General features: G+C 59.7%; 15 protein-coding genes and 1 riboswitch. Of the genes, 7 read left to right on the top strand and 8 right to left on the bottom strand.

Translation table 11 applies throughout. The features are described from left to right. The first annotated feature begins 18 nt into the window (after nucleotides 1-18). Nucleotides 19-714 (top strand): DUF1345 domain-containing protein, encoded by a 696-nt coding sequence (locus QD336_RS01735; protein ID WP_269347656.1) that lies wholly within the window; start codon nucleotides 19-21, stop codon nucleotides 712-714. A 29-nt stretch (nucleotides 715-743) separates the two neighbouring features. Then, on the top strand, nucleotides 744-1577 hold the full coding sequence (gene fghA / locus QD336_RS01740) for an S-formylglutathione hydrolase (protein WP_269347657.1): 834 nt from the start codon (nucleotides 744-746) through the stop codon (nucleotides 1575-1577). A gap of 60 nt (nucleotides 1578-1637) precedes the next feature. Here the strand turns inward: fghA and QD336_RS01745 are convergent, their stop codons facing one another. The 6 genes from QD336_RS01745 to crcB all read right to left on the bottom strand — a co-directional run bounded on the left by QD336_RS01745 (nucleotide 1638) and on the right by crcB (nucleotide 5741). Beyond that, nucleotides 1638-2027: a RidA family protein gene (locus tag QD336_RS01745; RefSeq protein WP_006315324.1), complete on the bottom strand. Its 390-nt coding sequence runs from the start codon at nucleotides 2025-2027 to the stop codon at nucleotides 1638-1640. A gap of 230 nt (nucleotides 2028-2257) precedes the next feature. Then, nucleotides 2258-2746, bottom strand: a complete 489-nt coding sequence (locus QD336_RS01750; protein WP_269347658.1) for a hypothetical protein — start codon at nucleotides 2744-2746, stop codon at nucleotides 2258-2260. A gap of 60 nt (nucleotides 2747-2806) precedes the next feature. After that, nucleotides 2807-3601 (bottom strand): ATP12 family chaperone protein, encoded by a 795-nt coding sequence (locus tag QD336_RS01755; protein ID WP_269347659.1) that lies wholly within the window; start codon nucleotides 3599-3601, stop codon nucleotides 2807-2809. 30 nt (nucleotides 3602-3631) lie between these two features. Next, on the bottom strand, nucleotides 3632-4300 hold the full coding sequence (locus QD336_RS01760; protein WP_499169042.1) for an HAD family hydrolase: 669 nt from the start codon (nucleotides 4298-4300) through the stop codon (nucleotides 3632-3634). 6 nt (nucleotides 4301-4306) lie between these two features. Further along, the gene (locus QD336_RS01765) at nucleotides 4307-5296 is read right to left on the bottom strand and encodes an RluA family pseudouridine synthase (protein WP_269347661.1); all 990 of its coding nucleotides are present in this window, start codon (nucleotides 5294-5296) and stop codon (nucleotides 4307-4309) included. Nucleotides 5297-5363: 67 nt separating this feature from the next. Continuing rightward, the gene (crcB, locus tag QD336_RS01770; RefSeq protein ID WP_269347662.1) at nucleotides 5364-5741 is read right to left on the bottom strand and encodes a fluoride efflux transporter CrcB; all 378 of its coding nucleotides are present in this window, start codon (nucleotides 5739-5741) and stop codon (nucleotides 5364-5366) included. Nucleotides 5742-5941: 200 nt separating this feature from the next. Here crcB and QD336_RS01775 point away from each other — a divergent pair, with 200 nt between their 5' ends. Continuing rightward, nucleotides 5942-6262: a hypothetical protein gene (locus tag QD336_RS01775; protein WP_269347663.1), complete on the top strand. Its 321-nt coding sequence runs from the start codon at nucleotides 5942-5944 to the stop codon at nucleotides 6260-6262. Nucleotides 6263-6485: 223 nt separating this feature from the next. Here QD336_RS01775 and QD336_RS01780 read toward each other — a convergent pair whose 3' ends face one another. Continuing rightward, entirely contained in the window at nucleotides 6486-7460 is a 975-nt protein-coding gene (locus QD336_RS01780; RefSeq protein WP_269347664.1) for a copper chaperone PCu(A)C domain-containing protein, read from the bottom strand. Between the two features lie 84 nt (nucleotides 7461-7544). Next, a complete protein-coding gene (locus QD336_RS01785) occupies nucleotides 7545-7967 on the bottom strand; it encodes a hypothetical protein (protein ID WP_499169045.1) in 423 nt (140 codons plus the stop codon). Nucleotides 7968-8099: 132 nt separating this feature from the next. Here QD336_RS01785 and QD336_RS01790 point away from each other — a divergent pair, with 132 nt between their 5' ends. The 4 genes from QD336_RS01790 to gcvP all read left to right on the top strand — a co-directional run bounded on the left by QD336_RS01790 (nucleotide 8100) and on the right by gcvP (nucleotide 13078). Continuing rightward, on the top strand, nucleotides 8100-8285 hold the full coding sequence (locus QD336_RS01790; protein WP_499169047.1) for a DUF3008 family protein: 186 nt from the start codon (nucleotides 8100-8102) through the stop codon (nucleotides 8283-8285). A gap of 160 nt (nucleotides 8286-8445) precedes the next feature. Beyond that, nucleotides 8446-8533, top strand: a riboswitch (glycine riboswitch). A 150-nt stretch (nucleotides 8534-8683) separates the two neighbouring features. Beyond that, nucleotides 8684-9823 (top strand): glycine cleavage system aminomethyltransferase GcvT, encoded by a 1140-nt coding sequence (gcvT, locus tag QD336_RS01795; protein ID WP_499169049.1) that lies wholly within the window; start codon nucleotides 8684-8686, stop codon nucleotides 9821-9823. Nucleotides 9824-9851: 28 nt separating this feature from the next. Further along, a complete protein-coding gene (gene gcvH / locus QD336_RS01800; protein WP_269347668.1) occupies nucleotides 9852-10214 on the top strand; it encodes a glycine cleavage system protein GcvH in 363 nt (120 codons plus the stop codon). After that, nucleotides 10214-13078, top strand: coding sequence for an aminomethyl-transferring glycine dehydrogenase (gcvP, locus tag QD336_RS01805; RefSeq protein WP_499169051.1), 2865 nt, complete (start codon nucleotides 10214-10216; stop codon nucleotides 13076-13078). Before gcvH ends, gcvP begins: the two co-directional genes overlap by 1 nt. Nucleotides 13079-13202: the final 124 nt, after the last annotated feature.

Genomic DNA, 13202 nt, shown 5'->3' on the forward strand with positions numbered 1-13202 from the left:
AGCAGAAAGGCGCAGCCCATGACCCCGGCCAATCCGAAAAGCCCAACCAGTCCCAGGAAGCCGGCCAGCCGCAGGGGCAATGCCTATCGCCGCCATCGGCCTTTCGTCCTCGCATTTCTCGCCGGTGCCCTTGGTCTTGCGCTGGCGCTTGCCTTTGCGCCCTCCCTGGCAATCGAGATCGCGGCCGTTTTGTTTTTCCTGACGTATCTGACGCTGGTTGCGTTTCGCCTGCCACAGCTGACGGCACAGCATCTGAAGGCCTATGCCGATAGCGACGATCTGCCGGCAATCGCCATCATCGCCGTAACGTTGCTTGCGGTCGGTGTTGCCGTGGTGTCGCTGTTTCAGGCGCTCAACCACACGGGCGAGACGATCTGGACGCTGCTCATCGCCTTCGCCTCGGTGATCTTCGGCTGGCTGACGATCCACACCATGACTGCCCTGCATTATGCCCATCTTTACTGGCGGCCGGCCATGGTGGACGGCAAGCCCTTGCATCGCGGCGGCATGGAGTTTCCCGCGACGAAGGAGCCCTGCGGTTACGACTTCCTCTATTTCGCTGTGGTGATCGGCATGACGGCGCAGACATCGGATGTGGGGATAACCACCACCGCCATGCGCAAGGTCACATTGCTTCACTCCATCGTTTCTTTTTTCTTCAACACGGTTCTGGTGGCAGCGGCGGTCAATGCCGCAGTCTCGCTCGCCGGCTGAACCGGAATTTTTCTTAAGGGAATGGCTTCATGAACATCATTTCGCAGAATACGGCCTTTGGCGGCATGCAGGGCGTATTTTCGCACCAATCCGAAACGCTCAAAAGCGAGATGACCTTTGCGGTCTATGTGCCGCCGAAGGCGATCCATGAGCCCTGCCCGGTTGTCTGGTATCTCTCTGGCCTCACCTGCACCCATGCCAATGTCATGGAAAAGGGCGAATATCGCCGCATGGCATCAGAATTGGGCTTGATCGTCGTCTGCCCGGACACCAGCCCGCGCGGCAACGACGTGCCGGATGAGCTGACCAACTGGCAGATGGGCAAGGGCGCCGGTTTTTATCTCGACGCTACCGAGGAGCCGTGGTCGGAGCACTACCGGATGTACAGCTATGTGACGGAAGAGCTGCCTGCCCTCGTCGGCCAGCATTTCCGCGCGGATATGAGCCGTCAGGCCATTTTCGGCCATTCGATGGGTGGCCATGGTGCGATGACGATCGCGCTGAAGAACCCCGAGCGCTTCAAGAGCTGCTCCGCCTTCGCGCCGATCGTCGCCCCCTCTTCCGCTGACTGGTCGGAACCGGCGCTGGAGAAATATCTTGGTGCGGATCGGGCCGCATGGCGCCAATACGACGCCTGCTCGCTGGTCGAGGATGGCGCACGGTTCCCCGAATTCCTGATCGATCAGGGCAAGGCCGATAGTTTCCTTGAAAAAGGCCTGCGCCCATGGCTGTTCGAAGAGGCGATCAAGGGCACGGATATCGGCCTGACGCTGCGCATGCACGATCGCTACGACCACTCCTATTATTTCATCTCCACCTTCATGGATGACCATCTGAAGTGGCACGCCGAGCGGCTTGGCTGAGGATGGAGAAACAGGCCGGCGGCGCCTTGTCAGCGCCGCCGTTTCCGTCTTGATCCAGCATCACGGGATGCGGGCGATGACCTTGATCTCGAAATCGAAACCGGCGAGCCAGTTGACGCCGATGGCGGTCCAGTTCGGATAAGGCGATTTGCTGAAAATCTCCTGCTTGACGGTCATGATCGTTCCGAACTGGTTTTCCGGGTCCGTATGGAACGTCGTTACATCAACGATGTCGTCGAAGGTGCACCCTGCGGCTGCAAGTGTCGCCTTGAGATTTTCAAAGGCCAGCCGGACCTGCTGTTCAAAATCGGGTTCCGGCGTTCCATCGGCACGGCTGCCGACCTGGCCGGAGACGAAAAGAAGGTCACCGGATCGAATGGCGGCCGAATAGCCGTGTTCTTCGTAAAGCGCGTGCCTGTTGGCCGGGAAAATTGCTTCGCGTTCAGTCATTTCGCATCTCTCTTTATGGCTGAGTGGCAGTGGACGGGCGAAGCATGCTTGCTAGCTTCGGACGTCATTTGACATACGTTACGTATGCGAGATAGTGACGTACGTAGCGTATGTCAATTCAGATACGCAATGTATGTGAATTCCACTGCATCGAGATGCAATTTTCAGAGCGTGCGATTTACAAGATAAATAGGGATGGATGGATGTCGCGCTCCCGCATTCCCTGTTGCTTACGGAAACAATGCCGTCGCAAGCGTGGTCGGGCCGGGCCGGCTGAGCCTGAACTCGCGGATCACCCGTTCGGCGACGCCATAGGCGAGTTCCTGTTCGATCGATTGATTGTCGAAGCTGACGACGGTCGCGGTGAATTTGGCTTCGGCGATCACCTCGCCTGTCGCCACGGCGGCGGCACGAACGATGACCTTTGCGGATGCCCTCTCCCCGAACAGGAAGGGACCACGTGTGACAGATGCGAGACGGATGGTCAGCACCACGCGCGGTCTGGTCTCGCCACGCGCGGTCGTCTTGATCGCATTCTGCACCTGCGCATGGATGGACTGCATCAGTGCCGGCGCGACATCCGGGCGTGCGGCGACAAATGCGCCGCGCACATCGTAAAGCAGCCGGTCGGCATTCGTCGCTTCCGGTTCCAGCCTGAAAGACATGAGCGTGAAACACGCCAGCACAAGAATGCCAAGGCGTTTCAGCATGGTGGTCATGATCAGCGGCTCCCCTAACGTGAGGTAGCCGCATATTCGACGATCAGGGTTAGAAAAGCGTTAAGAGGCGCTCTTCAGTGACTCCAGAACATGGAGTGCTGCACGCATGTCGATGAGCCTGACAGCGCGGCGTTCCAGCGCTTCTTCGTCCTCACCCCATTGCTCGGCGGTCCAGTCCTCGTCCAGGTGGGCGAGCGCCCAGGCCTCTTCCAGCGTCAGCTCGCCTTCCGCCAATGCCAGCGCCAGAATGGCGGAGCCGGTCAGAGACGTCATGGTGTGAAGCGCGGCGAGCGCAATCGGCGTATCGTATTTCTTCAGCGTAACCGCGAAGGCGGCAATCGCCTCACGCGGCTGGTCGCGATGCATGACACCTTCGACGAGGATGAAGCGGGCGCCGAGCACATTGGCGGTCCAGTCCAGCACCGGATCCCAATGGTCCGTCTGCCGCGCAACCAGCGCCTCCGGATCGCCAGCGCGGTAGCACAGGAGATCGGAGGAGGAAAAACGGAGAATATCCTCGAAAACCGCCTGCGTGTCATTGGCAACGCCGTCGATGGCGGTGTTCACGTGCCGAGATACGGGCATGACCACCGGGTTCACCACTTCCTTCTGTGCATCCCACTCATCGCGAAGCAGGTTGGCAAGCGCCTGTGTCGGCACGACCAGCGGCTTCTTGGCGGGGGTGCGCAGCGGCTTGCCGTCGAGCAGGATGGTAAAACCGCCCTCCTCCGCCTCGGCGACGGTCACATCCTTGTAGAACCGTTTCGGCAAGGGCTTCTGCATCTGGATTTGCGCGCGCAGGATCGGATCGGGATGGCTGAGGCCTTCCGAAAGGTCGTTCAGGAGATCACGCATGGCACATCCTCATCAGTCGGATAGAAAGGGTCATTCGGAAGTATCGGCCGGAACATAGGCCGGGATTTCCCGCGGATGGCTGACAACCGCGTCGGCGCCTGCCTTCCAGAGTTCATCGACCGAGGCGTAACCCCAGGCGACGCCGATGGCTTTTGCGCCGGCAGCCTTGGCCATCTGCATGTCATAGATCGCGTCACCGATGACGATAGTATCGGCCGGAACCATGCCGGTTTCATGGCAGCATTCCATCACCATGGCCGGGTGCGGCTTGGAGGGGCAATCATCCGCCGTGCGCGAAACGATGAAGTGCTCGGCAAAGCCGTGGCTTTCGAGAATTTGGGTAAGCCCGCGCCGACCCTTGCCGGTGACTGCGCCGATCAGCACGTCATCCCGTTTCGATAACGTATCGATCAGCGTGGCGATGCCGTCGAAGAGCGGCGTCGTCATCTCGGGACGCTCGCGTATGGGGTGGTAAACCTCCCGGTAACGCTGCGTCATCGCCTGCGCCTCGTCATCCACATGTGTCTTGCCGAGCATGCGGGCGATGGCGATATCGAGCGTCAGTCCGATGATCGCCTTGGTCTGCGCAATATCAGGTCGTGGCTTTCCGAAATAGGCGAAGGTATCGGACATGACGGCATGGATCAGGCCGGCGCTATCGACCAGAGTGCCGTCGCAATCGAAAAGGACGAGTTTCATCGGCTGTCAGTCTTCCCTATCGCCATCGGCCACGTCGAGACCGAGCAGGTTCCAAGTCTGCACCATGTGCGGCGGCAAGGGCGCGCTGACACGAAGCCGTCCGCCGTTGGGATGCGGTATGTCGATATGGCGCGCATGCAGGTGCAGGCGCTTCTGGATACCACCCGGGAAATCCCAGTTCGGGTCGTCGATATAATATTTCGGATCGCCGATGATCGGATGGCCCATATGCAGCGCATGCACGCGAAGCTGGTGGGTGCGGCCGGTATAGGGTTCCATTTCCAGCCAGGCGAGGTTCTGCGCGGCGGTATCGATGACGCGATAATAGGAAACGGCGTGATCGGCCCCCTCCTCGCCGTGCTTGGCGATGCGCATGCGGTCGCCATCCATCGTCTGTTCCTTGACCAGCCAGGTGGAAATCTTGTCCTGATGTTTGCGTGGCACGCCCTTGACCAGAGCCCAATAGGTCTTCTTGGTATCGCGTTCGCGGAAGGCCGCCGTCAATTTCTGCGCGGCACCCCGGGTGCGGGCAACCACCAGCACGCCCGACGTATCCCGGTCGAGGCGATGCACCAGACGCGGCTTTTCGCCCTTCTGGTTGGTCCAGGCCTCCAGCAGCCCGTCAATGTGACGGTTGACGCCGGAACCGCCCTGCACGGCAATGCCGGCCGGCTTGTTGAACACGAAGACCTTGTCGTCCTCATGCAGCAGCATGCGCGCCAGAAGCTCGCCGTCTTCGGAATGTTTGAGATCCTTCGAGCCGATCGGACCGGTTTTGGTCTTCATATCGGAATCGACCGGCGGTACGCGCACCATCTGTCCCGGCTGCACCCGTGCATCCGTCTTCACCCGGCCGCCATCCACACGCACCTGGCCGGAGCGCAGCAGCTTCTGCAACTGCCCGAAACCAAGTCCCGGATAGTGAATCTTGAACCAGCGATCGAGGCGCATACCGGCCTCGTCGGCCTCGACCTTGATATGCTCGATACCTGCCATGAAATTTCCAGTCTCTCTGTATTTGATCGCGCGCTCTGTTCTTCGGCGCGCCGTTTGGATCAAGCCTTTAGAACAAGTTGCGGCCCAAGGCCAGCCCGACAAAAACCGCGGCGATGGAAACCACAAGACTTGCAAGAACGTAAAAGGCCGAAAGGCCAAGCGCACCGCGCTCGAAAAGCGCCACTGCATCGAGCGAGAAGGATGAAAAGGTGGTGAAACCACCGAGCACGCCGGTGACGAGAAACAGGCGCATCTCCATTGACGCGTTCAACCGCCTTGCGACAAGCTCGACCAGCAGGCCGATCAGGAAAGACCCCACCACATTCACCGCGAGCGTTCCCCAGGGAAAATTCGGCCCAGCCAATCGCATGCTCCAGACGCCGACCAGATAGCGGAACACGGAACCGATTGCGCCGCCTGTGGCGACAAGAGCGATATTGATCATGGGGATGTGTCTCCGGGGAAATTGCCGGACCGGGCAGTCCGAGGCATTTCTAGACCATGGGAACCGCTGGCGAAACCCCTTTGGCCGGCCGTTTTGGTCGTTAAAATATGATTAAATTGCATGCCCGCGATTTAGCCTTCCAACAAGGCCTGAATGCTAATCTGTCGTTTTAAGGGTCGGCGAAGATTGCCGGGGGTTGAATGACACAGGTTCTTTCCGTTTCTGCGAATACGGCAGCCTATGCGCTGGAAGCCGTGAAGCCGTCGCAGCGCGTTCCGCGCAAGAGCGAGGTCGAAGATGCCATTCACGAATTGGCGCGCAACGCCGAACGTGGGGATGACTTCCAGCTTCGCGGCATGATGACCGTGATCAAGCCACCGGCCCTGACGCTCTATTTCCTCACCGTTGCCAGCCAGCGCAACGAACCGCAGGCGACACTGGAGCAGGCCGTGGAGGCCTACGAGGAAAACAACTCGACATCGAAATCTAAAAATAATCTTACAGATCAAATTGATATGTAGATATTTTAATTTCGTTTCTCGTTTCTTCACCCTGTCGTTCGGGCGTTCGCGTTCAGCTTGGTGTCAGCTTGGTTTTCTAGATATTTTTGACCGAGTTCCGGAAAATCACGATGGTGGCGCCATCGTCCCCTTTTCCATCACGGCGCTGAAAAACAAATACAATATATCGAAAATCTTGCGGCTACCGGATTTGTGATGCGTTCCGGTAGCCGCTTTTCGTCGATCAATTATGCTGATGGTCGCTGCCGCCCTTGGCTGCGCCCGCAGAGAGCACGATCTCGACCTTGCCGGCCTTTTCGAAGATCAGCGTCACCGGCACCTTGTCGCCCTCGGCAAAGGGCTTCTTTACTTCGAAGAACATCATGTGCAGGCCGCCGGGCTTCAGCTCCACCGTCTGGCCGGCGGGAATGACGATACCCTCATCCAGTTTGCGCATCTTCATGACGTCGTTGACCATGGCCATCTCATGGATTTCGGCACGGCCAGCGGCGGAGGATTCGACGCCAATCAGCTTGTCGTCGCTGGAACCGGTATTCTTGATCGTCACATAACCGCCGCCCACGGGCTGGCCCGGCAGCATGGCCTTGGTCGCGCCGCCCGAAACTTCGAGGCTGCCGGCCTTCACGACATCCATATCCATGCTCATGCTTGAATGATCATGCCCGCCCGCATGTGCCTTGGCAGCGACCTTGATCGTTGGCGCCGGGCTTTTCAGCGAATGCGGATCAACGCCGGCGGCGGCGACCTCATCCCAGGATACCTTGCCCTTGTCGCCGCACAGCTGTGTAACCTTGAAAGGCAGCTCCTGCCCTGCTTCGATGCCGGAAATTTTGCCCTGCACGGCGAAGGTGTCGTAAAATTCGTCCGGCAGGTTGCCGCCCTTCCAGCGGATTTCGACCGGCCCGCTTTTGACGTCTTTGCCGTGGTTCTTATACGCCTTCTGGTAGTCGCCCTTGATGACTTCCAGCTCCCAGCCGGCCTTGGGCTGCGGCTTGGCGGAAATGAAGCCTTCCGGCAGCTTGATCTGCACTTCCGTGGTGGCGAGCCCGCCATCGCAGCCATGCGGCACCTGAAGTGCGGCGACCACCGTGCTGTCCTGTTCGGCCGTGCCGTCAACGAAGGTGGCGTGGGCGAAGACCTGTGCGGTCGAAACCGAGGCGACGAAGAGAGTGCAGGTGATGATCTTGGTGGTTTTCATTTGCTTGTCCCCGTGACTGCGGCCCCTGGGCCCGTGCAGCCGCTCCGTGCCGCCCGCAGGCGGCGTTGATACCGTAAACGAAAGTCAGACGGACAGGGATGGCGGGCCGCGCGCGGCGGGTTTCTGGATCGTCAGGACCGAGCGGAAGCTCCATTCAGCGGACAGGCGATTGTCGAGCCAGGCGAATTCGGTCTTCAGCCAGCTTTTCGTATCGGGCATCGGCAGAAGAATGGACGAGGCCAGCAGGCACGCCTCGCAAAAGAGGATGGCATCGCTCGAATGGGCCGGGCCGTCCTTGGTGTGGGCGGTACCCTCCCCATTGGCGTGGCCGAGGCAGATCTCGGCAAAAGTGCCATCCGGCAGCCGGTAGCTCTCATCAAGGACAACGTCCGGGGTGGTGGCGAGCGCCGGCTTGTGGGCAAAACCGAGCGACAACATCAGGGTCGCGCAGAAAATGCGAAGCATCTTCTCCAGTCCCGTCACCCGTCTGTTTCGATTTGCGTCCATGGCCTCATGCGATACCCCGCTTTCCTGCCGATTTCAAAGGGGAATTTTGCCGCAGGCTTGATAGTTGCAAGGGAACAATCGGCGGAAGGCGGCATTGTCCCGCTGGAACCACCGTTTCAAGGGAGATTCGACATGCCAGCCAAATCGAAAGCCCAGCAGAAAGCCGCCGGTGCTGCACTGGCGGCCAAACGTGGTGAGATGAAGAAATCCAGTTTAAAAGGTGCTTCAAAAAACATGGAGAAGTCCATGACAGAAAAGGAACTTGATGATTTCGCTTCGACGAAACACAAGGGTCTTCCAGAGAAAAAATCCGACTGACGATACCTCTCGATCCTCATTTCCCCGGAACAAGCCCGAGGGTGTATGGAAGCAACCTCGCTAGCGCTCGGGATTCACCATGGCGCAGATGGAGCAAAAATCTGCTCATATGCGTCATTTGGTCCTTGCCAACAGCAGGTCTTCGCAGATAATGAGCGTCGCATCATCGTTGGGAGAAGCCGCTTCACTGCGGTGCCGAAGGAGCAACCGCCCCGGAAACTCTCAGGCAAAAGGACCAGCGATGACGACGGAACTCTGGAGAGAAGCCACCTTTTCAAAGGACGGCTCGCCGAAGGGATAACAATCTCAGGCGACGAGGACAGAGGGGGCTCTTGAACCGGCGCTTTTGCGCCATGACCTGAGCCCGCGCGATCTTTCGCGCAACCCTGGAGGCGTCCTTGGACGATACCGCCGAGCTTCAAATCACGCCGCTGCATTCCCTGCATCTTTCGCTTGGCGCCCGCATGGTGCCGTTTGCCGGTTACGACATGCCGGTGCAATATCCGGCCGGTGTGCTGAAGGAACATCTTCAGACACGCAACTCCGCCGGTCTGTTCGACGTGTCCCATATGGGTCAGGTGATCGTGAAGGCGAAGTCCGGCAAGAATGAAGATGCCGCACTTGCGCTTGAGAAGCTGGTTCCGGTTGACATTCTTGGCCTCAAGGAAGGTCGTCAGCGCTACGGTTTCTTCACCGACGAAAATGGTGGCATCCTTGACGATTTGATGATCACCAATCGAGGCGACCATCTTTTCGTCGTCGTCAACGCCGCCTGCAAGGATGCCGATGTCGCCCATATGAAGGCGCATCTTTCAGACGCTTGCGAGATCACCCTTCTCGATGACCGCGCCCTGATCGCGCTGCAGGGACCGCGTGCCGAAGAGGTGCTGGCCGAGCTGTGGACCGGCGTTTCCGAAATGAAGTTCATGGACGTGCAGGAAGTGCCGCTGCATGATGTGCCCTGTATTGTCTCCCGCTCCGGTTATTCCGGCGAAGACGGTTTTGAAATCTCCGTGCCGGCCGAGAAGGCGGAAGAGATCGCCAGGGCCCTGCTCGAACATCCCGATTGCGAAGCCATCGGGCTTGGCGCACGCGACAGCCTTCGCCTCGAAGCCGGTCTTTGTCTTTATGGCAACGATATCGACACCACGACCTCCCCCATCGAAGCCTCGCTCGAATGGGCGATCCAGAAGGCGCGCCGCGCCGGTGGCGATCGCGAGGGCGGCTTTCCGGGGGCGGAACGCGTTCTGCGCGAACTCAAGGATGGCACATCGCGCCGCCGTGTCGGCCTGAAGCCAGAAGGCAAGGCACCAGTGCGCGGCCATTCGAAGCTTTTCGCGGATGCCGAAGGCAAGACGGAAATCGGTGAAGTGACCTCCGGCGGTTTCGGCCCCTCGGTCGAAGGTCCGGTCGCCATGGGTTATGTGCCTGTTTCCCACGCTGCTCCCGGTACGGCGATCTTCGCGGAAGTGCGCGGCAAATACCTGCCCGTCACCGTCGCCGCCCTGCCCTTCATCAAGCCCACCTACAAACGATAATCCTCATTCCATCTCCGGAGAGAATACGATGCTGAAATTTACCGCAGAACACGAATGGCTGAAGTTCGAAGGCGATGTCGCCACCGTTGGCATCACCAGCCACGCCGCCGAACAGCTTGGCGATCTCGTTTTTGTCGAATTGCCGGAAGTGGGCGCCACCTTCTCCAAGGATGGCGAGGCTGCAACCGTTGAATCCGTCAAGGCGGCTTCCGATGTCTATTGTCCGCTGGATGGCGAAGTGGTCGAGATCAACCAGGCCATCGTCGATGATCCCTCGCTGGTCAATTCCGACCCGCAGGGTGCCGGCTGGTTCTTCAAGCTCAAGCTTTCCAATGCGGCGGATGCCGATACGCTGCTCGATGAAGCAGCCTACAAGGAGCTGATCGCGTAATGACGACGCCCACCGAATTCCATTTCACCGACTACCAGCCCTATGATTTCGCCAACCGGCGTCACATCGGGCCGTCGCCGTCGGAAATGGCGGAGATGCTGAAGGTCGTCGGCTATAAGAGCCTCGACGCCCTGATCGACGCCACCGTCCCCACTTCGATCCGCCAGAAGGTGCCGCTCACCTGGGGTGCGGCGCTGACCGAACGCGAGGCGCTGGATCGTCTGCGCGAGACGGCCAACAAGAACCAGGTCCTGACCTCGCTGATCGGCCAGGGCTATTACGGCACGATCACGCCGCCGGTCATCCAGCGCAACATTCTGGAAAACCCGGCCTGGTACACGGCCTATACGCCCTACCAGCCGGAAATCAGCCAGGGCCGTCTCGAGGCGCTGCTGAACTACCAGACCATGGTCTGCGATCTGACCGGTCTCGATGTCGCCAATGCATCGCTGCTCGATGAAGCAACGGCCGCCGCCGAAGCGATGGCCATGTGCCAGCGCGTCGCCAAGTCAAAGGCGACAACCTTCTTTGTCGATGCCAACTGCCACCCGCAGACCATTGCGTTGATCGAAACCCGCGCGGCCCCGCTCGGCTGGAAAGTGATCGTCGGCAATCCCTTCACCGATCTCGATCCGGTCGACGTGTTCGGCGCGATCTTCCAGTATCCCGGTACCCACGGCCATGTCAGCGATTTCTCCGGCCTGATCTCCCGCCTGCACCAGACAGGCGCGATTGCCGCCGTCGCTGCCGATCTTCTGGCGCTGACGCTCTTAAAGTCTCCCGGTGAAATGGGCGCGGATATCGCCATCGGCACCTCGCAGCGTTTCGGTGTTCCGGTCGGTTACGGCGGTCCGCATGCGGCTTACATGGCCGTGAAGGATGCGCACAAGCGCTCCATGCCCGGCCGTCTCGTTGGCGTTTCCGTCGATGCACGCGGCAACCGCGCCTATCGCCTGTCGCTGCAGACCCGTGAACAGCATATCCGCCGCGAGAAGGCGACGTCGAACATCTGCACCGCGCAGGTGCTGCTCGCCGTCATGGCTTCTATGTATGGCGTTTTCCACGGCCCGCAGGGCATCAAGGCGATTGCCCAGCAGACCCACCAGAAGGCCGTATTGATGGCCAAGGGTCTGGAGAAGCTCGGCTACACCATCGAGCCGGAGACCTTCTTCGACACCATCACCGTCGAAGTCGGCCATATGCAGGGTGTCATCCTGCGTTCGGCCGTGGCGGAAGGCGTGAACCTGCGCAAGGTCGGCGCGACCAAGATCGGCATGAGCCTTGACGAGCGCACCCGCCCGGCAACGCTTGAGGCGGTCTGGCGCGCCTTCGGCGGCAATTTCTCGATCTCGGATTTCGAACCGGAATATCGTCTGCCGAAGGAACTGCTGCGTACCAGCCAGTACATGACGCATCCGATCTTCCACATGAACCGTGCCGAAAGCGAGATGACCCGTTACATCCGCCGCCTTTCGGATCGTGATCTGGCGCTCGACCGTTCGATGATCCCGCTCGGCTCGTGCACCATGAAACTGAACGCGACTGCGGAAATGCTGCCGATCACCTGGCCGGAATTTTCTGACATTCATCCCTTCGTGCCGGCCAACCAGGCGCTCGGTTACAAGGAGATGATCGACGATCTTTCCGAAAAGCTGTGCTCGGTCACCGGTTACGATGCCTTCTCCATGCAGCCGAATTCCGGCGCGCAGGGGGAATATGCGGGCCTTCTGACCATCCGCAACTATCACCTCGCCAATGGTGATACGCATCGCGATATCTGCCTCATTCCGACTTCCGCGCATGGCACCAACCCGGCCTCGGCGCAGATGGCAGGCATGAAGGTAGTACCGGTGAAGGCACGCGATAACGGTGACGTCGATATCGATGATTTCCGTGCAAAAGCAGAGCAGTATGCCGAAAACCTCTCGTGCTGCATGATCACCTATCCGTCCACCCACGGCGTGTTCGAGGAGACGGTTCGCGAGATATGTGAGATCACCCACAAGCATGGCGGACAGGTCTACCTCGACGGTGCCAACATGAACGCCATGGTCGGCCTTGCCCGTCCCGGCGATATCGGCTCCGACGTTTCGCACCTCAACCTGCACAAGACCTTCTGCATTCCGCATGGTGGCGGTGGACCGGGCATGGGCCCGATCGGCGTCAAGGCGCATCTGGCGCCTCACCTTCCCGGCCATCCGGCGACGGACGGTCGTGAGGGTGCGGTTTCGGCAGCACCTTTCGGCTCGCCGTCGATCCTGCCGATCTCCTGGAGCTATTGCCTGATGATGGGTGGCGAAGGGCTGACGCAGGCGACCAAGGTGGCGATCCTCAACGCCAACTACATCGCCGAACGGCTGAAGGGCGCTTACGACGTGCTCTACAAGTCCGAGACCGGTCGTGTGGCGCATGAATGCATCATCGACACCCGACCGCTCGCGGACAGCTGCGGCGTGACGGTGGACGATGTGGCAAAGCGCCTCGTCGATTGCGGCTTCCACGCGCCGACAATGAGCTGGCCGGTGGCCGGCACGCTGATGATCGAGCCGACGGAATCCGAAACCAAGGCGGAAATCGACCGTTTCTGCGATGCCATGCTGGCGATCCGCGAGGAAGCCCGCGACATCGAGGAAGGTCGTGCGGACAAGATCAACAATCCGCTGAAAAACGCGCCCCACACGGTGGAAGACCTGGTCGGCGAATGGGATCGTCCCTATAGCCGCGAAAAGGGCTGCTTCCCGCCCGGCGCCTTCCGCATCGACAAGTACTGGTCTCCGGTCAACCGCATCGACAATGTCTATGGCGACCGCAACCTCATCTGCACCTGCCCGCCGATGGAAGCTTACGCCGAAGCGGCTGAATAAGGCATTCGACTGACGAAACAGACAGAAGAGGCCCGGAGCGATCCGGGCCTTTGTCATTCAAGCGCGATGGGTCGGATATCAAAAACGACGGAACAGGATTGATCGCCATCCGCTCCATGCTAAA

The sequence above is a fragment of the Rhizobium sp. BR 250 genome, from assembly GCF_047445855.1.
GTDB classification, from domain to species: Bacteria; Pseudomonadota; Alphaproteobacteria; order Rhizobiales; family Rhizobiaceae; genus Agrobacterium; species Agrobacterium tumefaciens_I.

Excerpts from the sequence above, each read along its gene's own strand:
- QD336_RS01735 (WP_269347656.1), top strand. The coding sequence starts at position 19 with ATGACCCCGGCCAATCCGAAAAGCCCAACCAGTCCCAGGAAGCCGGCC.
- fghA (WP_269347657.1), top strand. The coding sequence starts at position 744 with ATGAACATCATTTCGCAGAATACGGCCTTTGGCGGCATGCAGGGCGTA.
- QD336_RS01745 (WP_006315324.1), bottom strand. The coding sequence starts at position 2,027 with ATGACTGAACGCGAAGCAATTTTCCCGGCCAACAGGCACGCGCTTTAC.
- QD336_RS01750 (WP_269347658.1), bottom strand. The coding sequence starts at position 2,746 with ATGACCACCATGCTGAAACGCCTTGGCATTCTTGTGCTGGCGTGTTTC.
- QD336_RS01755 (WP_269347659.1), bottom strand. The coding sequence starts at position 3,601 with ATGCGTGATCTCCTGAACGACCTTTCGGAAGGCCTCAGCCATCCCGAT.
- QD336_RS01760 (WP_499169042.1), bottom strand. The coding sequence starts at position 4,300 with ATGAAACTCGTCCTTTTCGATTGCGACGGCACTCTGGTCGATAGCGCC.
- QD336_RS01765 (WP_269347661.1), bottom strand. The coding sequence starts at position 5,296 with ATGGCAGGTATCGAGCATATCAAGGTCGAGGCCGACGAGGCCGGTATG.
- crcB (WP_269347662.1), bottom strand. The coding sequence starts at position 5,741 with ATGATCAATATCGCTCTTGTCGCCACAGGCGGCGCAATCGGTTCCGTG.
- QD336_RS01775 (WP_269347663.1), top strand. The coding sequence starts at position 5,942 with ATGACACAGGTTCTTTCCGTTTCTGCGAATACGGCAGCCTATGCGCTG.
- QD336_RS01780 (WP_269347664.1), bottom strand. The coding sequence starts at position 7,460 with ATGAAAACCACCAAGATCATCACCTGCACTCTCTTCGTCGCCTCGGTT.
- QD336_RS01785 (WP_499169045.1), bottom strand. The coding sequence starts at position 7,967 with ATGGACGCAAATCGAAACAGACGGGTGACGGGACTGGAGAAGATGCTT.
- QD336_RS01790 (WP_499169047.1), top strand. The coding sequence starts at position 8,100 with ATGCCAGCCAAATCGAAAGCCCAGCAGAAAGCCGCCGGTGCTGCACTG.
- gcvH (WP_269347668.1), top strand. The coding sequence starts at position 9,852 with ATGCTGAAATTTACCGCAGAACACGAATGGCTGAAGTTCGAAGGCGAT.
- gcvP (WP_499169051.1), top strand. The coding sequence starts at position 10,214 with ATGACGACGCCCACCGAATTCCATTTCACCGACTACCAGCCCTATGAT.